The 23,971-nt window shown below is 72.6% G+C and carries 19 protein-coding genes; 17 read left to right on the forward strand and 2 right to left on the reverse strand.

All coding sequences use genetic code 11. The features are described 5' to 3' along the window. The first annotated feature begins 1 nt into the window (after position 1). From ACTWJ8_RS26660 to ACTWJ8_RS26735, 16 genes are all read left to right on the forward strand, one after another. Positions 2 to 700, forward strand: a complete 699-nt coding sequence (locus ACTWJ8_RS26660; protein ID WP_356389159.1) for an SDR family oxidoreductase — start codon at positions 2 to 4, stop codon at positions 698 to 700. A gap of 1 nt (position 701) precedes the next feature. Then, the gene (locus ACTWJ8_RS26665; RefSeq protein WP_443260459.1) at positions 702 to 1,085 is read left to right on the forward strand and encodes a hypothetical protein; all 384 of its coding nucleotides are present in this window, start codon (positions 702 to 704) and stop codon (positions 1,083 to 1,085) included. Positions 1,086 to 1,120: 35 nt separating this feature from the next. Further along, positions 1,121 to 2,140 carry a methionine synthase gene (locus tag ACTWJ8_RS26670; RefSeq protein ID WP_356389155.1) on the forward strand — a complete coding sequence of 340 codons (1,020 nt, stop codon included), beginning with the start codon at positions 1,121 to 1,123 and terminating at the stop codon, positions 2,138 to 2,140. A gap of 32 nt (positions 2,141 to 2,172) precedes the next feature. Further along, positions 2,173 to 4,374: an NAD-dependent DNA ligase LigA gene (gene ligA, locus ACTWJ8_RS26675; RefSeq protein WP_443260460.1), complete on the forward strand. Its 2,202-nt coding sequence runs from the start codon at positions 2,173 to 2,175 to the stop codon at positions 4,372 to 4,374. A gap of 812 nt (positions 4,375 to 5,186) precedes the next feature. Next, positions 5,187 to 7,319, forward strand: a complete 2,133-nt coding sequence (locus ACTWJ8_RS26680) for a putative bifunctional diguanylate cyclase/phosphodiesterase (RefSeq protein ID WP_443264999.1) — start codon at positions 5,187 to 5,189, stop codon at positions 7,317 to 7,319. A 227-nt stretch (positions 7,320 to 7,546) separates the two neighbouring features. Further along, positions 7,547 to 7,843: an Asp-tRNA(Asn)/Glu-tRNA(Gln) amidotransferase subunit GatC gene (gene gatC, locus ACTWJ8_RS26685; protein WP_016432511.1), complete on the forward strand. Its 297-nt coding sequence runs from the start codon at positions 7,547 to 7,549 to the stop codon at positions 7,841 to 7,843. Between the two features lie 6 nt (positions 7,844 to 7,849). After that, complete coding sequence (gene gatA / locus ACTWJ8_RS26690; protein ID WP_356389151.1) at positions 7,850 to 9,349, forward strand: Asp-tRNA(Asn)/Glu-tRNA(Gln) amidotransferase subunit GatA; 1,500 nt, start codon at positions 7,850 to 7,852, stop codon at positions 9,347 to 9,349. A 5-nt stretch (positions 9,350 to 9,354) separates the two neighbouring features. Beyond that, on the forward strand, positions 9,355 to 9,588 hold the full coding sequence (locus tag ACTWJ8_RS26695; protein ID WP_356389257.1) for a hypothetical protein: 234 nt from the start codon (positions 9,355 to 9,357) through the stop codon (positions 9,586 to 9,588). A 19-nt stretch (positions 9,589 to 9,607) separates the two neighbouring features. Beyond that, complete coding sequence (gatB, locus tag ACTWJ8_RS26700; protein ID WP_443260461.1) at positions 9,608 to 11,128, forward strand: Asp-tRNA(Asn)/Glu-tRNA(Gln) amidotransferase subunit GatB; 1,521 nt, start codon at positions 9,608 to 9,610, stop codon at positions 11,126 to 11,128. A gap of 737 nt (positions 11,129 to 11,865) precedes the next feature. Continuing rightward, positions 11,866 to 13,101 (forward strand): arsenic transporter, encoded by a 1,236-nt coding sequence (locus ACTWJ8_RS26705; RefSeq protein ID WP_356389255.1) that lies wholly within the window; start codon positions 11,866 to 11,868, stop codon positions 13,099 to 13,101. 140 nt (positions 13,102 to 13,241) lie between these two features. Beyond that, positions 13,242 to 15,500 (forward strand): MMPL family transporter, encoded by a 2,259-nt coding sequence (locus ACTWJ8_RS26710; protein ID WP_443260462.1) that lies wholly within the window; start codon positions 13,242 to 13,244, stop codon positions 15,498 to 15,500. Next, entirely contained in the window at positions 15,478 to 16,044 is a 567-nt protein-coding gene (locus ACTWJ8_RS26715) for a GNAT family N-acetyltransferase (protein WP_443260463.1), read from the forward strand. The genes ACTWJ8_RS26710 and ACTWJ8_RS26715 overlap by 23 nt, the downstream gene beginning before the upstream one ends. 35 nt (positions 16,045 to 16,079) lie before the next feature. Beyond that, entirely contained in the window at positions 16,080 to 16,697 is a 618-nt protein-coding gene (locus tag ACTWJ8_RS26720) for a hypothetical protein (protein WP_356389143.1), read from the forward strand. Positions 16,698 to 16,874: 177 nt separating this feature from the next. Beyond that, the gene (locus ACTWJ8_RS26725) at positions 16,875 to 17,066 is read left to right on the forward strand and encodes a hypothetical protein (RefSeq protein ID WP_443260464.1); all 192 of its coding nucleotides are present in this window, start codon (positions 16,875 to 16,877) and stop codon (positions 17,064 to 17,066) included. A 62-nt stretch (positions 17,067 to 17,128) separates the two neighbouring features. After that, the gene (locus ACTWJ8_RS26730; protein ID WP_443260465.1) at positions 17,129 to 20,200 is read left to right on the forward strand and encodes a helix-turn-helix transcriptional regulator; all 3,072 of its coding nucleotides are present in this window, start codon (positions 17,129 to 17,131) and stop codon (positions 20,198 to 20,200) included. A gap of 48 nt (positions 20,201 to 20,248) precedes the next feature. Then, on the forward strand, positions 20,249 to 20,485 hold the full coding sequence (locus tag ACTWJ8_RS26735) for a DUF6191 domain-containing protein (RefSeq protein ID WP_443265001.1): 237 nt from the start codon (positions 20,249 to 20,251) through the stop codon (positions 20,483 to 20,485). Here ACTWJ8_RS26735 and ACTWJ8_RS26740 read toward each other — a convergent pair. Then, a complete protein-coding gene (locus ACTWJ8_RS26740) occupies positions 20,478 to 21,647 on the reverse strand; it encodes a PQQ-dependent sugar dehydrogenase (RefSeq protein WP_356389135.1) in 1,170 nt (389 codons plus the stop codon). The two genes, ACTWJ8_RS26735 and ACTWJ8_RS26740, sit on opposite strands and share 8 nt — an antisense overlap. Positions 21,648 to 21,753: 106 nt before the next feature. Next, on the reverse strand, positions 21,754 to 22,695 hold the full coding sequence (locus ACTWJ8_RS26745) for an aldo/keto reductase (RefSeq protein WP_443265003.1): 942 nt from the start codon (positions 22,693 to 22,695) through the stop codon (positions 21,754 to 21,756). Between the two features lie 146 nt (positions 22,696 to 22,841). Between ACTWJ8_RS26745 and ACTWJ8_RS26750 the strand changes: the two genes are divergently transcribed. Beyond that, the gene (locus tag ACTWJ8_RS26750; RefSeq protein ID WP_443260466.1) at positions 22,842 to 23,792 is read left to right on the forward strand and encodes a 2-hydroxyacid dehydrogenase; all 951 of its coding nucleotides are present in this window, start codon (positions 22,842 to 22,844) and stop codon (positions 23,790 to 23,792) included. The last annotated feature ends 179 nt before the right edge of the window (positions 23,793 to 23,971 follow it).

Genomic DNA, 23,971 nt, shown 5'->3' on the forward strand with positions numbered 1-23,971 from the left:
CATGGCGGGCATGGCTACCCATGTGATCACCGGCGCCGGTTCCGGAATCGGCGCCGCCGTCGCCCGCCGTCTGCACGAGCGCGGCGATGAAATCTATCTCCACGCGCGCGACGCGGGCCGGGCCAAGGAGCTCGCCGCCGAGTTCCCCGGCGCGAAGACGCTCGTCGGCGACCTCGCCGACCCGGACAAGCTGTCCTGGGCCTTCTCGCACCAGACGCTGCCGGACCGGATCGACTCGCTGCTGCACATCGCCGGCGTCGTCGACCTCGGCAAGGTCGACGAGCTGACGCCGAAGTCCTGGCGCCACCAGCTCAACGTCAACCTGATCGCCCCGGCCGAGTTGACCCGGCACTTCCTGCCCCAACTCCGCGTCGCCCAGGGCCACGTGCTCTTCGTGAACTCCGGCTCCGGCATCCACGCGGGCCCCGCCTGGTCCGCGTACGCCGCCTCCAAGCACGGACTGCGGGCCCTGGCGGACTCGCTGCGCAAGGAGGAGCACGACAACGGCGTGCGCGTCACCTCCGTCTACCCGGGCCGCACCGCGAGCGCCATGCAGGCCAAGGTGCACCAGCAGGAGGGCAAGGAGTACGACCCCTCGCACTGGATCGACCCCGAGTCGGTCGCCACGACGATCCTCATGGCCCTCGACCTCCCGCGCGACGCCGAGGTCAACGACCTGACGGTGCGCCCCGGCCGCTGACGTGACCGCCACGGGGGAGGGCGCGATCCGCGCGTGGCTCGACGACGTGTGGGGGCGCGCGGAGGCCGCGGCGCTGCTCGCCGGCGGCGACACGGCCGAGCCGTTGGCGCGACGCGAGGTGCTGGCCGAGGTCTACGACCCGGCCGCCCTCGCCGCGCTGCGGCGGCTCACCACCGAGGGTGTGTTCGCCAGTGACATCTGCCGCTGCCCGGGTGGTGCGACGCTCGTGCTGCTCGACGTGGACGGCGAGTTCATCGCGCGCGGCAGCCTGCACGGGCCGGACACGATCGCCTGGGAGCGCGCCCGGTTCCGCAACAATCTGGACCTGGCGGACCCGGACGGTCTGCGCCGCCGTCTGGAGCGGATCGGCGTCCGCTCCGTGTGACACGCCCGGTCGGAGGCGTTGCGTACCCTTCCTGGGTGGATGAAAAGAGCGACTTCAGGTGGGGGCCGGCCACGGGTGTCGGGTCGATGCCCGGTGGTGACGCCCGCGAGGCCGCCAAGACCGTGACCGGCAGCTTCGAGGGGCCCGAGCAGGGCATGCCGTACCTCCCGGAGCTGCCCGCGCGCGGTCCTGGCGCCGACATGATCGGCCGGACGGCCGGACTGCTGGTCGACCTCTACGCGCGCGTGGAGCCCAGCGGCTGGCGGATCGGCGACCGGCCGGGCCGCGACACCAAGCGCGCCCGGTCCTGGCTGGGCGAGGACCTCGACGCGCTCGAGGAGTTCACGCAGGGGTACGAGGGCCCGCTCAAGGTCCAGGCCGTCGGTCCCTGGACGCTCGCCGCCGCCCTGGAACTGCGGAACGGCGAGGCGGCCCTCTCCGACCTCGGCGCCTGCCGCGACCTCGCCGCCTCCCTCGCCGAGGGACTGCGCGCGCACCTCGCCGACGTCCGCCGCCGGGTGCCCGGCGCCCGGCTGACGCTCCAGCTCGACGAGCCCTCGCTCATCGCCGTGCTGCGCGGCCAGGTCAAGACCGCCAGCGAGTACCGCACGCACCGCGCCGTCGACCGCCAGATCGTCGAGAGCGCGCTGCGGGACGTCATGGACGTGCTCGACGACGGGCCCCGGATCGTCCACTCGTGCGCCCCCGACGTGCCGTTCGCGCTCCTTCGCCGGGCCGGGGCCGACGCCGTCTCCTTCGACTTCTCGCTGCTCACCGAGCGTGACGACGAGGTGATCGGGGAGTCCGTCGAGGCGGGACTGCGACTCGTCGCCGGTGTCGTGCCCGGCGTGGACGGCCCATTGTCAGACCCTGCCGGTAGCGTCATGGGTGTCAGGACGCTGTGGCGCAGGCTGGGGCTGAATCCGGGTTCCCTCGCGGACTCGGTGGTGCTCACGCCGTCGTGCGGACTCGCGGGTGCCTCACCCGCGTACGCCCGCGCGGCGCTCGCCCACTGCGTCCGGGCGGCGAGATCACTCGCGGACAACCCTGAGTGACCGTGGACGAAGGCATACGGGAGGACGAGACGGTGGCTGACGCACTGCAGAGCGAGGGCACGGTGCCCGCCGAGGCGAGGGACGAGCACGCCCAGCTGGCGGAGCAGATCGAGGAACACCGCTTCCGGTACTACGTGAACGACGCCCCGGTCGTCTCCGACGCCGAGTTCGACAAGCTCCTGCGCTCCCTGGAGGCGCTGGAGGAGAAGTACCCGGAGCTGCGCACGCCCGACTCGCCGACCCAGAAGGTCGCGGGTCAGTACGAGACGGAGTTCACGTCCGTCGAGCACCGCGAGCGCATGCTCTCCCTCGACAACGCCTTCGACGACGAGGAGTTGGCGGCCTGGGCCGACCGCGTCGCCAAGGAGGTGGGCGCGCCCGGCTACCACTTCCTGTGCGAGCTGAAGATCGACGGCCTCGCGGTCAACCTGACGTACGAGAACGGGCGGCTGACGCGCGCGGCCACCCGCGGCGACGGCCGGGTCGGCGAGGACATCACGCCGAACGTCCGCACGATCAGCGACATCCCGACCCGCCTCAAGGGCGACAACATCCCGCCGCTCGTGGAGATCCGCGGCGAGGTGTACTTCCCGATGGAGAAGTTCGAGGAGCTGAACGCGCGGCTCGTCGAGGCCGGCGACAAGCCCTTCGCCAACCCCCGCAACGCGGCGGCGGGTTCGCTGCGCCAGAAGGACCCGCGCGTCACGGCGACCCGCCCGCTGCACATGGTCGTGCACGGCATCGGCGCCCGCGAGGGCTTCGACATCGACCGCCTCTCCCAGGCGTACGGGCTGCTCCGCGAGTGGGGCCTGCCCACCACCAAGTACAGCAAGGTAGTCGACGACCTGGCGGGCGTCCGCAAGTTCATCGCGTACTACGGGGAGAACCGCCACTCGGTCGACCACGAGATCGACGGAGCCGTCATCAAGCTCGACGAGATCCCGCTCCAGGGCCGCCTCGGCTCCACGGCGCGCGCCCCGCGCTGGGCCATCGCCTGGAAGTTCCCGCCCGAGGAGGTCAACACCAAGCTGGTCAACATCCGGGTGGGCGTGGGCCGCACCGGCCGCGTGACGCCGTACGCGCAGGTCGAGCCGGTCACCGTGGCGGGCTCCGAGGTCGAGTTCGCGACGCTGCACAACCAGGAGATCGTCAAGAAGAAGGGCGTCCTCATCGGGGACACCGTCGTCATCCGCAAGGCGGGCGACGTCATCCCCGAGATCCTCGGCCCGGTCGCCGACCTGCGGGACGGCAGCGAGTACGAGTTCGTGATGCCCGCCGAGTGCCCCGAGTGCGGCACCCCGCTGCGGGCCATGAAGGAGGGCGACATCGACCTCCGCTGCCCCAACGCCCGGACGTGCCCCGCCCAGTTGCGCGAGCGCCTCTTCTACCTGGGCGGCCGCCAGTGCCTCGACATCGAGAACTTCGGGTACGTCGCGGCCGCCGCGCTCACCGGCCCCCTGGAGCCGGAGCAGCCGCCGCTCACCGACGAGGGCGATCTGTTCGACCTGACGATGGACCAGCTGCTGCCCATCAAGGCGTACGTCCTCGACCAGGACAGCGGGCTGCCCAAGCGCGACCCGAAGACCGGCGAGGAGAAGATCGCCGACATCTTCGCCACCAAGGCCGGCGAGCCGCGCAAGAACGCCGTGTCGATGCTGGAGCACATCGAGGCCGCGAAGACCCGCCCCCTGGCCCGCGTCATCAACGGTCTCTCGATCCGGCACGTGGGCCCGGTCGCCGCCGCCGCGCTCGCCCGCGAGTTCCGCTCCATCGACCGCATCGACCAGGCCACCGAGGAGGAGCTCGCCGCCACGGACGGCGTCGGCGGGATCATCGCCGCGTCCGTGAAGCAGTGGTTCGCCGAGGACTGGCATCGGGAGATTCTGCGGAAGTGGCGTGAGGCCGGTGTGAGGATGGAGGAGGAAGGGGCCGGAGAGGACGAAGGGCCGCGCCCCCTCGAAGGACTCACCGTCGTGGTCACCGGAACGTTGCAGAACTTCACGCGGGATGGCGCAAAAGAGGCCCTCCAGACCCGGGGTGCGAAGGTCACGGGTTCCGTTTCGAAGAAGACGTCCTTCGTGGTCGTGGGCGACAACCCCGGGTCGAAGTACGACAAGGCCATGCAGGTGAAGGTTCCGGTTCTGGACGAGGACGGCTTCGCCGTCCTGCTGGAGCAGGGGCCCGAGGCCGCCGCGGAGGTGGCGCTGCCCGCGGAGCAGCAGACCGCCGAGTAGCGTTCGGAAAGTCACTCGAACGGCGCATACCAGACGCACGCGGAACGCCGGGGTCATTCGGGCAACCGTGCCCGGGCGCGTCCGTCTGGTGCCCGTGGAAGCCTTCTGCGGCCTACTGTTGAGGTGTGCGCCTGCCGAGTCCTGCTGCGGATGGGGCGAATCCCCGCTCAGTGGAAGCGAGGAGCGCGGGCAGCGGACGGAGAGTGCCGCCGGCAGTGAGAGGGACGGGAATGGAACCGACCGAGAGCGCCGCCCCGGACTCACGCCTGCGCCCGCGCCGCCGCACGCGACGCGAGACGGCACGGCGCCCCGGCGGCGACGGACCGGCCGGCAGCGAAAGCGGTCACGGGGAGAACGAGCGCGGTGGTGTGGTGAACTGGCGCAACTGGTGGCGGGGCGGCGCGCTCGGCGCCGGCCGGACGGACGGGCCCGAAGTCGCGGGCCGCGAAGGGCCGGTGCGGCACGGAGCCGCCGACCGCCCGGCGGACGACGGGAGTTCGGCCGAGGCGCACGCCGTGTCGGCCCCCGACGACCCCGCCCCGGCCTGCTCCCGCGAGGAACCGGCGGCGCCGCGCGCGCTGCCCGCCCGCGTGCGCAGGGCCGAGGGGACGGCCGACGAGCCGGGACCCGGCGCGGGCCCGCCCAGCGGCCCGATATCCAAGGCCTGCCGCCTGGACGACCGCCCGTCCGACCACCCCGCGCCTGTCGAACGCCCCGCGGCCGGCCGTGAGCCCCGCGTGCTGGACGGCCGGCCGATCCCGCCGACCGGACCCGCACGGACCACCGACGGCACCGTCGTCAGGGGGAGGCCGCTGCCCGGTACCGTCCCCGCGGGCGGCCGGGTCGGCGCCGCCACCCCCGCGCGCAACCAGTACGCCGCACCGGGCGAGGCCTCGCGGGCCGCGCTCGTCCCGCTGCTGCCCGGCGTCGTCGTGGCACTCGCCGCCGTCGTGCTCGGCGCCGGCTTCTACTGGTCGTTCGGCGACGGCCACGCGCTCTTCCCGTCCGGGGCGGTCGGCTGGTGCCTCGCCATCCTGACCGGGATCATCGTCGGCCACCTCGTGGCCCTCGGCCGCGACCGCTGGTGGGGCGGCACCGGATCGGGCGCCGCCCTCACCCTCGCCGTCCTGCTCCTCTACGGCTGGGTGCCCGCGGGCATGGTCAGCCTCACCGTCGTCGTCCTCGTCGGCGTCGCCCGCAGGAACTGCTGGCGCCAGGGTCTGCTGCACGGCGCCATCGACATCCTCGGCATCGGCGCGGGCGCTCTCGTCCTCGCCGCCTTCGGCCGCGTGCCGTCCGTCGAGACGCCGTGGCGGCCGGAGGGCTGGGGCATTTCCACCGTCCCCGAGGTCGTTCTCGCCGCCGTCGCGTATCTGCTGGTCACGCGCAGCCTCCTCTGGTACGTGCACGCGCCGCCGAACTCCGGGCTCCCGACCGTCGCCCGCACCGCGCTCGTCCGGCACGGCCTCGTCGCCGTCGCGCTGCTCGGCATCGCGCCGCTGATCTGCGTCGTCGCGGACGCCCTGCCGGTGCTCCTGCCGCTGTTCGCGATCCCGCTCATCGCCCTCGACTCCACGCTGTGGATCGCCCGCGCCCGCGCCGAGGAGCAGCTCCGCGACCCGCTCACCGGGCTGCCGAACCGCCAGTGGCTTTTGGAGCGCACCTGGTCCGCGCTGGACGACGCCGAGCGGATCGGGGCCCGCAGCGCCCTCATGCTGATCGACCTCGACCGGTTCCGTTCGGTGAACGACACGCTCGGGCACCTCGCGGGCGACCGGCTCCTGCTCCAGATCGCGGACCGGCTGAGAGCCGCTCTGCCGCGCGGGGCGGAGGTCGCGCGGCTCGGTGGCGACGAGTTCGCCGTGCTGCTGCCGGTCGCCGACTCCACGACGTCCGCGACCCGCGTGGCCCGCGGTCTCGTGGCGACGCTGGGCTCGCCCCTCGATCTGGACGGGCTGACCCTCGTACTGGAGGCGAGCGCCGGGCTCGCCGTCTTCCCCGACCACGCGCTCGACGCCGAGGGGCTGCTGCGGCGGGCCGACGTCGCGATGTACCAGGCCAAGCGGGACAGGACCGGCGTCGAGGTGTACGAGTCGAAGCGGGACTCCAACACCCCGGACCGGCTCGGCCTGTTGGGCGACCTGCGGCGCGCGCTCGACGCGGGCGAGGTCGAGCTGCACTACCAGCCGAAGGTCCGGTTCGACGGGCACGTCGCGGGCCTGGAGGCGCTCGTACGGTGGGTGCACCCGGAGCGCGGGAAGGTGCCGCCGGACGAGTTCATCGCCATCGCCGAGTCGTCGGGGCTCATGCCGCATCTGACCGAGTACGTCCTGGAGACCGCGCTCGGACAGGTCGCGCGCTGGCGCAAGCAGGGGCTGCACGTGCCGGTCGCCGTGAACGTGTCGCCGCGCGACGTGCACACGCCCGGATTCGCCGGAGCGGTCGCGGCGCGGCTCGCCCGGCACGGGGTTCCGGCCGGGTCGTTGCAGCTGGAGATCACGGAGCACGTGCTCCTCGAGGACCCGCAGCGGGCCGCCGACACCCTCGCGGGGCTCACCGGGCACGGCGTGAAGATGTCGCTCGACGACTTCGGCACGGGCTACTCCTCGCTGGTGCACCTGCGCCGGCTCCCGGTCAGCGAGCTGAAGATCGACCGCTCGTTCGTGGCCCGGCTCGCCGTGGACACCGAGGACGCGGAGATCGTCCGCTGCACGGTCGACCTCGCCCACTCCCTCGGCCTCCTGGTCGTGGCGGAGGGCGTCGAGGACGACGAGACGTGGGAGCGGCTGCGGGACCTGGGCTGCGACGCGGTGCAGGGCTGGCTCGTCGCCGCGGCGATGCCGCCCGACGAGACGACGGCGTGGCTCCGCGCCCGCGGCGACCGCGGCTGGCACCCGGCCGCCCTCCCGGCGGCCCCGGCCGACGACCGCGGCCAACTGGGCTGACCGATCCCGGCGGGCGCCACCACGGGTGGGCATCTTGGGGGCGCGGGGAACTGCGCGCCCAGCCCCGTTTCGCGCGCACCGGGGTGCGGCCCACCCCGGCTCCGCGCGCCCCGTGCCTCGCCGCCGAGCGCCGCCCCCGGTAAACCGTTTACCGGGCACGGCCCCGCGCCCCATAGGATTGGGGCACACGCCGAAAACACAGAAAAACGCACCCCGTGAGGATCCGCATGCCTGGCATCACGCGCGAGGAGGTCGCCCACCTCGCCCGGCTGGCGCGTCTGGAGCTGAAGCCCGAAGAGCTCGACCACTTCGCAGGCCAGCTCGACGACATCATCGGCGCGGTCGCCCGCGTCAGCGAGGTCGCCGACCAAGACGTACCGCCGACTTCGCACCCGCTGCCGCTGACGAACGTCATGCGCAAGGACGAGGTCCGTCCGTCGCTCACCCCCGAGCAGGCGCTCTCCGGCGCCCCGGCCCAGGAGCAGCAGCGTTTCAAGGTGCCGCAGATCCTGGGGGAGGACTAAGAAGTCATGACGGACACGAACATCATCAAGCTCACCGCCGCCCAGACCGCCGAGAAGATCGCTTCCGGTGAGCTGACGGCAGTCGAGGTCACCGAGGCCCATCTGGCCCGGATCGAGGCCGTCGACGAGAAGGTGCACGCCTTCCTGCACGTCGACCGCGAGGGCGCCCTCGCGCAGGCCCGTGCCGTCGACGAGAAGCGCGCCAACGGCGAGAAGCTCGGCCCGCTGGCCGGCGTCCCGCTCGCGCTCAAGGACATCTTCACCACCGAGGGCGTCCCGACCACGGTCGGCTCCAAGATCCTCGAGGGCTGGATCCCGCCGTACGACGCGACGGTCACGAAGAAGCTGAAGGCCGCCGACGTCGTCATCCTCGGCAAGACCAACATGGACGAGTTCGCCATGGGGTCCTCCACCGAGAACAGCGCGTACGGCCCGACCGGCAACCCCTGGGACCTCACCAAGATCCCCGGCGGTTCCGGCGGCGGCTCCTCCGCCGCCCTCGCCGCGTACGAGGCCCCGCTCGCCATCGGCACCGACACCGGCGGCTCCATCCGCCAGCCCGCGGCCGTCACCGGCACCGTCGGCGTCAAGCCGACCTACGGCGGCGTCTCCCGCTACGGCATGGTGGCGTTCAGCTCCAGCCTCGACCAGGGCGGCCCCTGCGCCCGTACGGTCCTCGACGCGGCCCTGCTGCACGAGGCCATCGCCGGGCACGACCCGCTCGACTCCACGTCCATCGACGCCCCGGTCCCGCCGGTCGTCGAGGCCGCGCGCAACGGCAGCGTGCAGGGCATGCGCGTCGGCGTCGTCAAGCAGTTCCGCGGCGAGGGCTACCAGGCCGGTGTCGTGCAGCGCTTCGACGAGTCGGTCGAGCTGCTGAAGTCGCTCGGCGCCGAGATCGTCGAGCTGGACTGCCCGACGTTCGACCTCGCCCTGTCGGCGTACTACCTGATCGCGCCGTCCGAGTGCTCCTCGAACCTCGCCCGGTTCGACGCCATGCGCTACGGCCTGCGCGTCGGCGACGACGGCACGCACTCCGCCGAGGACGTCACCGCGCTCACCCGCGAGGCCGGCTTCGGCCCCGAGGTCAAGCGCCGCATCATCCTCGGCACGTACGCCCTGAGCTCCGGCTACTACGACGCGTACTACGGCAGCGCCCAGAAGGTGCGCACGCTGATCACGCAGGAGTTCGAGGCCGCGTTCGAGAAGGTCGACGTCATCGTGTCGCCGACCACGCCGACCACCGCCTTCCCGATCGGCGAGCGCGCCGACGACCCGATGGCGATGTACCTCGCGGACCTGTGCACGATTCCGACGAACCTCGCGGGGAACTCGGCGATGTCGCTGCCGTGCGGTCTGGCCCCCGAGGACGGCCTGCCGGTCGGTCTGCAGATCATCGCCCCGGCGATGAAGGACGACCGCCTGTACAAGGTGGGCGCCGCCGTAGAAGCCGCTTTCGTGGAAAAGTGGGGACACCCGCTGCTTGAGGAGGCTCCGTCGCTGTGAGTGCCATGGCAAAGAAGGCCAAGAACTTCAAGAAGTCCAAGACCGGCGTCTATGTCTCGCTGGCCAGCACCGCCTTCGGCGCGATCAGCGTCGCCAAGCAGGCGAAGATGGCCCGCAACGACAACGACACCCTGCGGCTGATCGACGCCGCCGTGTCCGCCGCCGCCATCGTCACCGGTATGGCGATCCTCTACCGGGAGCTCAAGCGCCTGGGCGACGACGACGTCCTGCTGGGCTGAGAGGGAAGTTTCAACAATCGTGACTGCCACGACCACGTCCGAGCTGATGGGGTACGAGGACGCGCTCGCGTCGTACGACCCGGTCATGGGCCTCGAGGTCCACGTCGAGCTCGGCACGAAGACGAAGATGTTCTGCGGCTGCTCCACCGAGCTGAAGCAGGACGCCAACAGCCAGACCTGCCCGACCTGTCTCGGCCTGCCCGGCGCGCTGCCGGTCGTCAATGAGATCGGCGTCGAGTCCGCCATCAAGATCGGCCTGGCGCTCAACTGCCAGATCGCCGAGTGGTGCCGCTTCGCCCGGAAGAACTACTTCTATCCGGACATGCCGAAGAACTTCCAGACCTCCCAGTACGACGAGCCCATCGCCTTCGACGGCTACCTCGACGTACAGCTGGAGGACGGCGAGGTCTTCCGCGTGGAGATCGAGCGCGCCCACATGGAGGAGGACACCGGCAAGTCGACGCACGTCGGCGGTGCCACCGGCCGCATCCAGGGCGCCTCGCTCTCGCTGCTCGACTACAACCGGGCCGGCATCCCGCTCATCGAGATCGTCACCAAGCCCATCGAGGGCGCGGGCGAGCGGGCTCCCGAGGTCGCGAAGGCGTACGTCGCCGAGCTCCGCGAGGTCATCCGCGCGCTCGACGTGTCCGAGGCCCGGATGGACAAGGGTCAGATGCGCTGCGACGTGAACCTCTCCCTGCGTCCCAACGGGACCAAGGAGTTCGGTACGCGTTCCGAGACGAAGAACGTGAACTCGCTGCGTTCCGTCGAGCGCGCCGCGCGCTACGAGATCCAGCGGCACGCCGCGGTGCTGTCCTCCGGCGGCTCGATCGTGCAGGAGACCCGTCACTTCCACGAGGACGACGGCTCCACCACGTCCGGCCGCATCAAGGACAACGCCGAGGACTACCGGTACTTCCCGGAGCCCGACCTCGTCCCGGTCGCCCCGTCCCGCGAGTGGGTCGAGGCCCTGCGTGCCGAGCTGCCCGAGCTGCCGCTGGCCCAGCGCAACCGGCTGATCGAGGAGTGGGGCATCAGCTCCCACGACATGCAGTCGATCCGCAACGCCGGGGCCATCGCCCCGATCGTCGCCACGATCAACGCCGGCGCCGACTCGGCGTCCGCCCGCAAGTGGTGGATGGGCGAGCTGGCCCGCTCCGCGAACGACCAGGGCGTCGAGCTCGGCGCGCTGCCGATCACGCCGGAGCAGGTGGCCCGGGTGTCCGAGCTGGTCGCCAAGGGCGACCTCAACGACAAGCTGGCCCGCCAGGTCATCGAGGGCGTCCTCAAGGGCGACGGCACGCCCGACGAGGTCGTCGAGAAGCGCGGCCTGAAGGTCGTCTCCGACGAGGGCGCGCTCACGGCGGCCGTCGACGAGGCGATCGCGGGGAACGCGGCGATCGCGGACAAGATCCGCGGTGGCAAGGTCGCCGCCGCGGGTGCCCTCGTGGGCGCGGTCATGAAGGCGACCCGGGGTCAGGCCGACGCGGCGCGCGTCAAGGAGCTGATCCTGGAGAAGCTGGGCGTCTCCGACGGCTGATCGGATTCCGGGCGGCGGGGCATCGGACAGCCGACGCCCCGCCGCCTTTCCACCCCCGCCACCTCGGGGCCCCACCCCGCACCCCGCTGCTCAATCGCCGCAGGGGCTTGCTGTGGGGGCTCTGCCCCGGACTCGGCTGCTGATTTGCTGCCGGGGCTGGGTTCGGGGCTCTGCCCGGGCTCCGCTGTTCAGTCGTTGCTGGGGTTTGGTGTGGGGTCTTGCCCCGGGCTCGGCTGCTTCTTCGCTGCTGGGGCTTGGTGTGGGGTCTTGCCCCGGGTTCGGCTGCTTCTTCGCTGCTGGGGCTTGGTGTGGGGTCTTGCCCCGGGTTCGGCTGCTTCTTCGCCGCTGGGGTTTGGTGTGGGGCTCTGCCCCGGGTTCCGCTGTTCGGTCGCTGCTGGGGCTTGGTCTGGGTTCCTGCCGCGGGCTCGGCTGGTTCTTCGCTGCTGGGATTGGTGTGGGGTCCTGCCGCGGGTTCCGCTGCTTCATCGCCGTAGGGGCTTGGTTTGGGGCTCCGCCCCCCGCTGTTCAATCGCCGCTGGGGCTTGGCGTGGGGCTCTGGTCCCGGGCTCCGCTGTTCAATTGCTGCTGGGGCTTGGTGTGGAGCTCTGCCCTCGGCCCCGCCGCTCAATCACCGCTGGGGTTTGATCTGGGGCTCTGCCCCGGCCCCGCTGTTCAATCGCCGCAGGGGCTTGGTCTGGGGTTCTGCCCCGTATTCAGCTCCCCGATCGCCGCAGGGGCTGACCTTGCTCGTCTCTCTCGCCCTTCTCGCCGCCACGCTCGTCTTCGCGGTGCTACGGCCCCGTAAGTGGCCGGAGGCCGTCGTCGCCGTGCCTGCCGCGGCCGTGGCCGTGGTCACCGGGAAGGTCACGCCCGACCACGCCTGGGCCGAGACCCGGGAGCTGCTGCCTGTCGTCGGGTTTCTCGCCGGGATCCTCCTCCTCGCGCAGCTGTGCGCCGACGAGGGGTTGTTCCGGGCCGCCGGGGACGCGGTCGCCCGCGCCTGTCACGGGAGTCCGAGGCGGATGCTCGGCGGCGTGTTCGTCGTGGCCGCCGGGATCACCGCCGTACTGAGCCTCGACGCCACCGTCGTGCTGCTCACCCCGGTCGTCTTCGCCACCGCCGCCCGGATCGGCGCGCGCCCGCGCCCGCACGTCTACGCGGCGGCCCACCTCGCCAACTCGGCGTCCCTGCTGCTGCCGGTGTCGAACCTCACGAACCTGCTGGCCTTCGCGGCGAGCGGGCTCACGTTCACGCACTTCGCGGGGCTGATGGCGCTGCCCTGGCTGGTCGCGATCGGCGTCGAGTACGCGGTGTTCCGCCGGTACTTCGCGGACGATCTGGCGGCGCCCGCGCACGAACCGGACCCCGAGGACGCGCCCGGCGTCCCGCTGTTCACGCTCACGGTGCTCGCGCTCACCCTCGCCGGGTTCGTCGTCACGTCGTTCGCGGGCGTGGAGCCGCTGTGGGCGGCCTTCGCGGGCGCGGCCGTCCTGGGCGCGCGGGCCCTCGCCCGCCGCCACAGCACGCCCGGCGAACTCCTCAAGGCCGCCAACCTGCCGTTCTGCGTCTTCGTGCTCGCGCTCGGCATCGTCGTCAAGGCGGTCGTCGACAACGGCCTCGGGGACGCCGTCGCCCGCTTCCTGCCGGACGGCTCCGCGCTGACCACGCTCCTCGCGATCGCCGGTGTCGCCGCACTGCTGTCCAACGTGATCAACAACCTGCCGGCGATCCTCGCCCTGCTCCCGGTCGTCGGCCCGATGGGCCCCGGCCCGGTGCTCGCCGCCCTGATCGGCGTCAACATCGGCCCCAACCTGACGTACGTCGGCTCGCTGGCGACCCTGCTGTGGCGGCGCATCGTGCACGCCCACGGCACCGAGCCCGAGCTGGGCGAGTTCACCCGGCTCGGCCTGCTCACGGTCCCCGCGACGCTCGCGGCGGCGACCGTTGCGCTGTGGGTGGGGCTCTCCTTGTGAGTAAGGACACGAAAGCGACAAAGGATCACTTCCGCCTGTAAGAGTGTCTCGTCATTGCTCATGTGTTCTTTGCGGGCTGTTCACGCGCCAAGCGGATGTACCCGGTCAAAGATCCACGAAATGACTCAGGGAGCACGTCCGTGGCCGCACTCGCCCGCTGGTGTGTCAATCACCGGCTCGTGGTCGTCCTTCTGTGGCTGACCGCCCTCCTGGGCACCAGTGCCGCGGCGGCCGTCGCGGGCTCCGCGTACTCGAACGACTACGAGGCACCCGGCACCGAGTCGGGCCGCGCCACCCAGCTCCTAGACGAGAACTTCTCCGGGCTCGGCGGCGACAGCGACACGGTCGTGTGGCACATCGAGGGCTCGACCGTGCGCGCCGCCGACGTCGAGAAGACGATGAGCAACACGCTCGGAGAGATCGCGGACCTGCCGGGCATCGCCTCCGTCGGTTCCCCGTACGAGTCCGGTGGCACGGGCCAGGTCAGCGCCGACGGGCACACCGCGTACGCGACCGTCACCTTCGAGAAGCAGGCCGACGACATCCCCAAGGGACAGGCGCAGGCCCTCGTCGACACGGCCCTGGCCGCGGAGGACGACGGTCCCGACGGGCTCCAGGTGGAGCTCGGCGGCAGCGCCGTCGCCCTCACCGAGTCCACGTCGGCGCACACCTCGGAGATCATCGGCGTCGTCGTCGCGGCGGTCGTGCTCTTCGTCGCCTTCGGTTCGCTCGCCGCCGCCGCGCTGCCCATCGCCACCGCGCTGGTGAGCGTCGGCACCGCGTACGCGGGGATCGTGCTGCTCGGGCACGTCATGACCGTCGCGGACTTCGCGCCGATGCTCGGCATGCTGGTCGGTCTCGGCGTCGGGATCGACTACGCGCTGTTCATCGTGACCCGGCACCGCAGAGGGCTGAAGCGGGGCCTGCCGGTGGCCGAGGCCGCCGAGCGGGCCGTCGCCACCACCGGCAGGGCCGTCGTCTTCGCGGGCGCCACGGTGTGCATCGCGCTGCTCGGCATGCTCATGCTGGGCCTCGACTTCCTCAACGGCGTCGCCATCGCCGCCTCCGTGACCGTGCTGCTCACCGTCGCCGCGTCCGTGACGCTGCTGCCGGGACTGCTCTCCTTTATCGGGATGCGGGCCCTGTCGCGGCGCGAGCGGCGGCGGCTCGCCGAGCACGGTCCGGAGCCGACGGTGCCGACCGGGCTCGCCGCCCGCTGGGCCGCCTTCGTGGAGCGCAGGCCGAAGCTGCTCGGCGCGCTCGCCGTCGGCGTGATCGCGGTGCTCTCGCTGCCCACCTTCTTCCTCCACCTCGGCACGTCCGACCAGGGAAACAACCCGGCGAGCAGCACCACCCGGCAGGCGTACGACCTGCTGGGCGACGCCTTCGGCCCCGGTGTCAACGGGCCGCTGACGCTCGTCACGCCGGTCGACGGCGCCAAGGACAAGGCCGCTCTCGCCGAACTGACGGGCGAGCTGCGGACGACCGACGGGGTCGCCTCCGTCTCCCGTGTCACGTACAACGCCGACGACAGCGCGGCGCACCTCACCGTCGTACCGACGTCGTCGCCGCAGTCCGAGCGGACCAGCGACCTCGTCGACCGGCTGCGCGCCGACGTGGTGCCGGCCGCCGAGCAGGGCAGCACCCTCGACGTGCAGGTCGGCGGCGTCACCGCGAGCTACGACGACTTCGCCGAGGTCATCGTCGGCAAGCTGCCGATGTTCGTGGGCGTCGTGGTCGGGCTCGGCTGCGTGCTGCTCCTGCTGGCGTTCCGGTCCATCGGGATCCCGCTCAAGGCCGCCGCGATGAACGTCGCGGCGGTGGGCGCCGCCTTCGGTGTCGTCGTCGCGATCTTCCAGTGGGGCTGGGGGAGCGAGCTGATGGGGCTCGGCAGGTCGGGGCCCATCGAGCCGTTCCTCCCGGTGATCATGGTCTCGGTCCTCTTCGGGCTCTCCATGGACTACCAGGTGTTCCTCGTGAGCCGGATGTACGAGGAGTGGCTGGAGACCGGCGACAACCGGCGGGCCGTGCGGGTCGGGCTCGCCGAGACCAGCCGCGTGATCAACTCGGCGGCCGTGATCATGATTTCGGTCTTCCTGGCGTTCGTGCTCAGCGGGGACCGGGTGATCGCCATGTTCGGCATCGCGCTCGCCGTGGCCGTCGCCGTCGACGCCTTCGTCCTCCGTACGCTCCTGGTGCCCGCCCTCATGCACATGCTCGGCGGCGCCAACTGGTGGCTGCCCGGCTGGCTCGAGCGGCGGCTGCCGCGCCTGAGCATCGAGCCGCCGGAGTGCCGCGCCGCCGCGGGTGCGAGGATCCCCGTGCAGCGCGCGGCCACCAAGGGCGCGCTGGACGAGCTGGTGACGAAGGAGACCGATGTACGCGATCCCGCTGGGTGACGGCGCCGAACTGCGCCCGCTGGAGCCCTGGCACGCCGAGGAGTTCCTGCACCACCTGGACCGGGGCCGCGACTTCATCGGGGAGTTCATCCCCTTCGGCTCGACGGCGACCGACCTCGAATCCGCGCGCGAGCTGCTCCAGGGCCACGCGGAGGCGCGGGCCGCGGGCACGCGCGCGTACCACGGCATCTGGCTCGACGGCACCCTCGTGGGCGGCGTCCTGACGCTCAACTTCGACGCGGACAACGGCAACTGCGAGGTCGGCTGCTGGCTGGAGCCGGCCGCGGCGGGCCGCGGGCTCGTCACGCGCGCGATGCGGCACCTCATCGACTGGGCCGTGGACGAGCGCGGAATGCACCGTGTGGAATGGCATGCCGCGTCCGGGAATGTCGCGAGCGTGAACGTCGCCCGGCGCCTCGGATTCACGAAAGAGGGAGTGCTCCGGGAAAGTTTTCCCTGGCGGGGAAAGCGCCATGACATGGAGGTTTGGTCCGTGCTCGGCCCCGAGTGGCGCACGGCACGGAGCGGGCACAGGGAACGTTAAGACACCTCTCAGACTCCGTCCGTACGGTGCGCAGCATGACTACGAAGACTGAAGCGCAGCGCGACGCCGAGACCCGGGAGGAGGGCACGGAGGCCCAGGACGCCAAGGCCACCGAGGCGACCGACACGACGGAGGACACCACGGCGGCCACGGCGGCCGACGAGGCCACCGAGGACGCGCGGGACGACGAAGCGGCCGCCGAGGCGGCTGCGGAGGCCGAGCTGGAGGCCCTCGCGAGGGCCGAGGCCGACAAGCCGTCCGGCGTCGGCCAGGGCGCGGGCGCGATCGTCTCCGTGGCGCTCGGCGTCGTCGGGCTCAGCGGCGGCTGGCTCGGCACCATCGCCTCGGCCCGCGAGCAGCTCATCGGCCAGCTCAACACCGCGCAGAGCGCGGGCATCGCCAAGCAGATCCAGGCGATGTACGGCGAGGCCTGGCACTCCGCCGCGCTGGTCGGCGGCCTCTTCTCGCTCGTCGCGCTGCTGGTCGGCGCGGCCGTCCTGGCGCGGCCCGCGTTCGGCGCGCCCGGCAAGCCGCAGGCGCTGTGGATCAAGTCGACCGCGTGGGCGGGGCTCGCCGTCGGCGTCATCGGGCTGCTGCTCGCCGTCGCCAAGTACACCGACCTCATCATGGGCATGCCCAGCACCAGCGGCTGAGGCCGCGACATAAGGGCGGCCGAGCCGCCTAAGGCACCCCGTGGGCCGCGCCTAAGGAGGCGCGGCCCACGAACATGCGGCACTCTCCCGATGTGCCGCACCCCCCTGGGAGACGAAAGTCGAGGCATCGCGGAAAACGGTCCGCGAAACCCGCAGCGATCGTCACCAGGGGGCGACATGTTCGAGTACGAGATGCACCAGTTCCGCTCCGCCGAACTCATCGAGGAGGCCGAGCGGTTCCGGCTCGCGCGCTTCGCCCGCGAGCAGGCCAGGGCGCGCCGCGCCGAGCGCCGCGATCGGCGCCACGAGGCCGAGAGGACGGTGAGTACCGACCGCTCCGGCCGGCGCCGCGCCCCGCGCACCGCGTGAGCGCGCACGCACCGGTCGACGGCGGTGCCGAAATACCCGGCCCGTTGTCAGACCCCTGTGCGATGCTCAGCGATGTGGAGACCAGGTCCGTCAGCCCGGTTTTCGTCGGCCGGGCCGACGAACTGGGCGTACTGAACAAGGCCCTTGCCCGGGCCGAGGCCGCCGAGCCGCAGGCGCTGCTGCTCGGCGGCGAGGCCGGCGTGGGCAAGACACGCCTCATCGAGGAGTTCGGCGCCGGCGCCCGCGCGCGCGGCGCCGTCGTCGTGACCGGCGGCTGCGTCGAGATCGGCGCCGACGGACTGCCGTTCGCGCCGTTCTCCACCGCCCTGCGCGCCCTGCGCCGCGCGCTGCCCGCCGAGGTGGACGCCGCGGCATCGGGCCGCGAGCACGAACTGGCGAGGGTGCTCCCCGAGTTGGGCGACACCGAGGGCCGCGGCTTCGACGCCCGGGGCGACGAGAGCGCCATGGCCCGCCTCTTCGAACTGACCGCGCGGCTCCTGGAGCGAGTCGCCGCCGAGCACACCGTCGTCGTCATCCTCGAAGACCTGCACTGGGCGGACGCCTCCACCCGCCACCTGCTCAGCTACCTGTTCCGTACGCTGCGCAGCGGCCGCCTCGCCGTCGTCGCCAGCTATCGCGCGGACGACGTGCACCGGCGCCACCCGCTGCGCCCCCTGCTCGCCGAGCTCGACCGGCTGCGCACCGTCACCCGCATCGACCTCGACCGCCTCAGCAGGGACGAGGTGGCCCGCCAGGTCGCCGGCATCCTGGCCGCCGAGCCCGACCCGGCCGTCGTGGACGACATCTTCCGCCGCTCGGAGGGCAACGCGTTCTTCGTCGAGGAGCTCGCCTGCGCCGCCACCGAGGGCTGTGCCACGGGCCTGACCGACTCGCTGCGCGACGTCCTCCTGGTCCGCGTCGAATCGCTGCCGGAGTCCGCGCAGCGCGTCGCCCGGATCTGCGCGGAGGGCGGCTCCACGGTCGAGTACCCGCTGCTCGCGGCCGTCGCGGGGCTCGGCGAGGACGAGCTGATCGAGGCGCTGCGCGCGGCCGTCGGGGCGAACATCCTGCTGGCGTCGCCGGACGGCGACGGGTACCGCTTCCGGCACTCCCTGGTCCGCGAGGCCGTCAGCGACGACCTGCTGCCCGGCGAGCGCTCCCGGCTCAACAGGCGGTACGCACAGGCCCTGGAGGCCGACCCGGCGCTGGTGCCCGCCGACGCGCGCGTGACGCGGCTCGCCAGCTACTGGTACCACGCGCACGACCCGGCGAAGGCCCTGCCCGCCGTCCTCGACGCCTCCGTGGCGGCCCGCCGCAGGCACGCGTACTCCGAGCAACTGCGCCTCCTGGAGCGGGCGATGGAGCTGTGGGACGTGGCCCCCGAGGAGATCCGCGCCGACCTGCGCATGGGCGAGTACGTCATCGCCTTCAGCTCCTGCGGCTGCGACCCCGCCGAGACCCCGCTCGACCACCTCGACCTGCTCTCCGAGGCCGCGGTGGCGGGCCGCCTGTGCGGGGAGCGGGAGCGCGCCCTCAAGATCGGCAAGCGGGCGCTGCGCATCCTGGAGGAGGCCGAGGGCACCGGCAGGGCGGACCCCCTGCGCGCCGCGTGGTTCCACATCCAGAACTCCAAGATCGTCTCCCATATCGGGCGCGGCGACGGCTGGGACGAGATCGCCACGGCCCAGGAGCTCGTCCGCGGCCTCCCGCCGTCCGCCGTGCACGCGGAGGTGCTGGCGAACGTGGCGGCGTGGGGCATGCTGCACAGCCCCGGCGCCGAGACCCTCGCCGCCGCCGAGCGCGCGGTCGAGTACGCGCGCATGGTCGACGACGCGGAGGAGATCGAGCTGCACGCGCGGCTCGTCCGCGGCGGACTCCTCGTGGACGCCGGCGCCATCGAGGAGGGCTTCGCCGAGATGTACGCGGTCCGCGAGCGCGCCTTCGGCCGCGGCATGACGGCCCGCCTCATCAATGTGAACGTGAATCTGCCGTCCCAGCTGGAGGGCGTCGGCCGCTCCGCCGAATCCGTGCGGATCTGCGAGGAGGCCGTCGCCCTGTGCCGCCGCTACGGCCTCACCGACAACAAGGGCTGGGTCAGGTCCAACCAGGCGGAGTCCCTCGTCTCCCTCGGCCGCTGGGACGAGGCGGTCGAGCTGGCCGAGTGGGTCAGCCGCCGCTTCGGGCTCAGCGACAAGCCGCGCGGCACCGCCTGCGCGCATCTCGCGATGATCGCGCTCGGCCGCGGCGCCCTCCAGGAGGCGTCCGACCACCTCGCGGCGGCCAACGGGTACTACGGCGCGCACGACCCGCAGCCCCAGTACACGCTGCCCCGCGCCCACCTCGCCCTCGCGCTCGCCGCCGCCCAGGGCCGCCTCCAGGACGCGCGCGCCGAGCTCGAGCGGCTGGTCGCGGCGGGCCTCCCGCCCTCCATGCACCGCTACTCCTGGCCCCTGCTGCGCTCCGCCGCCGCGGCCGAGGCGGACGCCCGCGGGCTGCCCGCCGCCGACGCCGGACGGGCCGAGGCCGTCGCCCGGATCAGGGACGCCGCCAAGCGTCAGGCCACCCCGGTCCCCGTCTGGCAGGCGTACGAGCGGTGGGTGCGCGCCGAGCTGCTGCGCGCGGAGGGCCGCGACACCGCCGACGACTGGTCCGCCACGGTCACCGCGTTCGAGCCCCTCGACCGGCCCTACGACCTGGCCCGCGTCCGGCTCCGGCTCGCGGAGGCCCTGGTCGCGCGCGGCGCGGACGACGACAGGGACCGGGCGACCGAGCTGCTGCGGCTCTCCGGAGCCGTCGCCGAGCACCTGGGCGCGCGTCCGCTCGCCGAGTGCGTCGCCCTGCTCGCCCAGCGCGCCCGCCTGAGCCTGACGCCCGACGCGCCGCGCCCGAGCGGCGGCCCGGCCGACCCCGCCGAGGAGTTCGGCCTCACCGGCCGCGAGCGGGACGTGCTGCGCCTGGTCACGGCGGGGCGCAGCAACCGCCAGATAGCCGAGGAGCTGTTCATCTCGCCGAAGACGGCCAGCGTCCACGTCTCGAACATCCTGGCCAAGCTGGGCGTCGCGGGCCGCGGCGAGGCGGCCGCCCTGGCCCACAGGCTGCACCTCTTCCCGCAGGAGGCCGCTCCCGTACGCTGAGGAGGAGGGCCCGGTCGGGCCACGCCACTGGGAGGCGCCGTGTTCAACATGTTCGAGGAACTGTTCGCGCCCGGCCGCAAGCACACCAACGACGAGCGCAAGCGCCTGGAGCTGACCCGTGTCGACCTGAACGACGGCGACCCGGGCCGCGGCCCGATAGACCTCACCTCGGGCAAGGTCGTCGTCCGCCCACCGAAGCCCGCGGAGGCGGATGCGGCGGACGCGGCGGACGCGGATGCCACCGACAAGGACGCCACCGACGGGGACGACGGCGCGGTCAGCTGACCTTCAGCTCCAGGATCCGGTCGTCGCCCTTCTCCGGCGTCCCCCGCGTATCGGTCTCGCTCGTCACGAGCCACAGCTTGTCGCCGCCCGCGGGCACCACCGTGCGCAGCCGCCCGTACTTCCCCTCCAGGAACGCCTGCGGGTCGTGCGCCGCCTTCGCCCCGTCCAGCGGGATCCGCCACAGCCGCTCGCCGCGCAGCCCCGCCATCCAGATCGACCCCTTCGCGTAGGCGATCCCGCTGGGGGAGGCCTCCGAGGTGTGCCACTGGGCGGCGGGGTCGTGGTACTTGTCGCCGCCGCTCTTCCCCTCGGCGTCCGGCCACCCGTAGTTGTCGCCCGCCACGATGTGGTTCAGCTCGTCCCAGGTGTCCTGCCCGAACTCCGACGCCCACAGCCGCCTGTCGTCGTCCCAGGCCAGGCCCTGCACATTGCGGTGCCCGTACGAGTACACGGGGGAGTCGCCGAAGGGATTGCCCGGCGCGGGATCGCCCTCGGGGGTCAGCCGGAGGATCTTGCCGCCCGTCGACTTCTTGTCCTGCGCGAGCGGCTTGTCGTACGTCTCGCCCGTGCCCACGTACAGCAGCTTGTCCGGGCCGAACGCGATCCGCCCGCCGTTGTGGTTCGTGCCCTTGGGAATGCCCCGGAACACCGTGTCGGGCGCGCCCAGCCGCTCGCCCGACGGCTTCTTCTCGTCGTAGATCATCCGCACGATGCGGTTGTCCGACTCCGTCGTGAAGTACGCGTAGACCATGTGGTCGGAGGCGTACGAGGGGGAGAGCGCGAGCCCGAGGAGGCCGCCCTCGCCCTCCGGGGCCACGCCCGGCACCTCGCCCAGGACCGTCTTCTTGCCGGTCTTCGTGTCGACGCGGGTGATCGTGCCCTCGTCGCGCGACGACACCAGCAGATCGCCGCCGGGCAGCTCGACCAGCCCCCACGGCGACTTCAGGCCCTCCGTGACGGTCCGCTCCACGCTCACCGAGCCCTTCGCCGGCGGCACGTCCTTCTTCGGCGCCGAGGAGCCGCCCGAGCCGCTCGCGCTCGGCGCGCTCGTGTCGCCCCGGCCGGGCGGCGGCGAGTCGTCGCCCGAGGAGCACCCGGCCGTGAGCAGGAGCGCGGCGCAGGCGGTGAGGGCCAACGCGGGCCGCACAGCTGGACGTTGCACGATCAGGATCCCTTCGACGCGAAGCTCTGCCGTTCACACACCGCTCTACCGTTGGAACACCGCACAGACGGCTCAGGTTCCCGAGCCGCCCCACGAACCGGGCGGCTCAGTCCCAGGAACCCTGCGCCGGGGGCAGCGCCGCGATCTCCGCGAAGTCCTCCGCGGTGAGCCGGAGTTCGGCGGACGCCGCGTTCTCCAGCGCCCAGCGCTCCTGCTTGGTGCCCGGTACCGGCACCACGTTCTCACCCTGCGCCGCGACCCAGGCGAGCGCCACCTGGGCGGGCGTGACGTGCTCCCCGTGCCGCGCGGCGACCCGGCGCAGGCCCGCCACGATCGGCTGGTTCGCCGCCATCATCTCGGCGGTGAACCGGGGGTGCCTGGCCCGCAGGTCGTCCGGCTCGAAGCCGCCTCCGGGGGTGAGCGTGCCGGTCAGGAAACCGCTGCCCAGCGGCATCGCGGCCAGGAACCCGACGCCACGCGCCGCGCACCACGGCAGCAGCGCCCCGAGCGCCTCGGGGGACCACACCGACAGCTCGGCCATCACGGCGCTCACCGGGAACACCTGTTGCACGCGTTCGAGCAGGCGGATCGTTCCGGCATGCCGGTCGGCCCGGCCACCCCGGCGCGCGGCCCGCGCGCCCACCGCGCAGAACCCCAGCGAGCGCACCTTGCCCGCGCCCACCAGCTCCGCCATCGCGCCCCAGGTCTCCTCGACCGGCACCTCGGGGTCCTCGCGGTGCAGCTGGTACAGGTCGATGACGTCGGTCTGGAGCCGCCGCAGCGACGCGTCGCAGGCCCGCTTCACATAGCCGGGGCGGCCGTTGGCGACGATGTGCTGCTCGCCGACGAGCAGCCCCACCTTCGTCGACACGAAGGCGTCCGCGCGCCGCTCCTTGAGCACCCGGCCCAGCAGCAGCTCATTGGTGAAGGGGCCGTACATGTCCGCGGTGTCGACCAGCGTGCAGCCGTGGTCCAGGGCGGCGTGCAGGGCCCGCAGCGACTCCTCGCCGCGCTGCCGCGAACCCGTGTAGGCCCAGCTCATCGGCATGCAACCGATGCCGACCGCGCCCACGTCGAGGCCTGCCGCGCCGATCGCCTTGCGCGCACCACCTTGCTTCACGAACCCGTGCCCCTCCTGCTGAGGTCCCCAACCTAACCTCTGTACCTTCACTCGGCTGACATAGCCTCCTGGCCATGACTGGTGATGTATGGCTGCCCTTCCGCGCCGATGAGATCCCGGGCCTGCCGGAGGGCCTCGACTACCGCTTCTGGAACGGCGAACCGGACTTTCCGGCGGACCCGGCCGACTGCGCGTTCTACGTCGTCCCCTACATGAAGCCGCCGGGCGTGGGCGTCCGCCCGATGCCGGAGATGACGTCCGTACGCGCCGTGCAGACGCTCAGCGCGGGCGTCGACCACGTACAGGGCGGCCTGAAGTACCTGCGCCCCGGCGTCCAGTTGTGCAACGCCCGCGGGGTGCACGACGCCAGCACCGCCGAGCTCGCGCTCACCCTGATCCTCGCCTCCCTGCGCGGCATCCCGGACTTCGTGCGCGGCCAGGACCGCGGCGAGTGGCGCGGCGGCTTCCGCCCCGCGCTCGCCGACAAGCACGTCCTCATCGTCGGGTACGGGGCGATCGGCGCGGCCATTGAGGACCGGCTCACGCCGTTCGAGGTCGCGCGGGTGACACGCGTCGCGCGCTCCGCCCGTACAACGGAGCGCGGGCCCGTGCACCCGCTCACCGACCTGCCCGGGCTGCTGCCCGAGGCCGACGTCGTGGTCATGGTCACGCCGCTCACCGAGGACACCCGCGGCCTCGTGAACGCCGAGTTCCTCGGCCGCCTCAAGGAGGGTGCCCTGCTCGTGAACGTCGGCCGCGGCCCGGTCGTCGACACCAAGGCCCTGCTCGCGGAGCTGGAGACCGGCCGCATCACCGCGGCCCTGGACGTCACCGATCCCGAACCGCTGCCCGAGGGCCACCCGTTGTGGCAGGCTCCTGGGGTGCTCATCTCGCCGCACGTGGGCGGTCCGACATCCGCCTTCCTGCCGCGCGCCAAGCGCCTGCTGGCGGCTCAGCTCACGCGGTACGCGGCGGGGGAGCCGCTGGAGAACGTCGTGCTCACCACCGACGGGCACGGCGACTGACCCCGGTGGCCCATGGCCCTGCCCACCCCCGCAGGCCCCACGCGCCACACCGGCCCCACGGGCAACTCCCGTGCGGTCGCACGCCGTTCGCCGGGCACGCTGCGCGCCCGTCCGGATGCACCCCGTGCCCATTCCGTGTCGGCATCGTGCCTGGTCGTCACGGAGAGTAGAGGAACTAT

Source organism: Streptomyces sp. SDT5-1 (genome assembly GCF_052245995.1).
Taxonomy (GTDB): Bacteria; Actinomycetota; Actinomycetes; order Streptomycetales; family Streptomycetaceae; genus Streptomyces.

Excerpts from the sequence above, each read along its gene's own strand:
- ACTWJ8_RS26660 (WP_356389159.1), top strand. The coding sequence starts at position 2 with ATGGCGGGCATGGCTACCCATGTGATCACCGGCGCCGGTTCCGGAATC.
- gatC (WP_016432511.1), top strand. The coding sequence starts at position 7,547 with ATGCCTGGCATCACGCGCGAGGAGGTCGCCCACCTCGCCCGGCTGGCG.
- gatA (WP_356389151.1), top strand. The coding sequence starts at position 7,850 with ATGACGGACACGAACATCATCAAGCTCACCGCCGCCCAGACCGCCGAG.
- ACTWJ8_RS26695 (WP_356389257.1), top strand. The coding sequence starts at position 9,355 with ATGGCAAAGAAGGCCAAGAACTTCAAGAAGTCCAAGACCGGCGTCTAT.
- ACTWJ8_RS26715 (WP_443260463.1), top strand. The coding sequence starts at position 15,478 with ATGTACGCGATCCCGCTGGGTGACGGCGCCGAACTGCGCCCGCTGGAG.
- ACTWJ8_RS26720 (WP_356389143.1), top strand. The coding sequence starts at position 16,080 with ATGACTACGAAGACTGAAGCGCAGCGCGACGCCGAGACCCGGGAGGAG.
- ACTWJ8_RS26725 (WP_443260464.1), top strand. The coding sequence starts at position 16,875 with ATGTTCGAGTACGAGATGCACCAGTTCCGCTCCGCCGAACTCATCGAG.
- ACTWJ8_RS26730 (WP_443260465.1), top strand. The coding sequence starts at position 17,129 with ATGCTCAGCGATGTGGAGACCAGGTCCGTCAGCCCGGTTTTCGTCGGC.
- ACTWJ8_RS26735 (WP_443265001.1), top strand. The coding sequence starts at position 20,249 with ATGTTCGAGGAACTGTTCGCGCCCGGCCGCAAGCACACCAACGACGAG.
- ACTWJ8_RS26745 (WP_443265003.1), bottom strand. The coding sequence starts at position 22,695 with ATGCCGATGAGCTGGGCCTACACGGGTTCGCGGCAGCGCGGCGAGGAG.
- ACTWJ8_RS26750 (WP_443260466.1), top strand. The coding sequence starts at position 22,842 with ATGACTGGTGATGTATGGCTGCCCTTCCGCGCCGATGAGATCCCGGGC.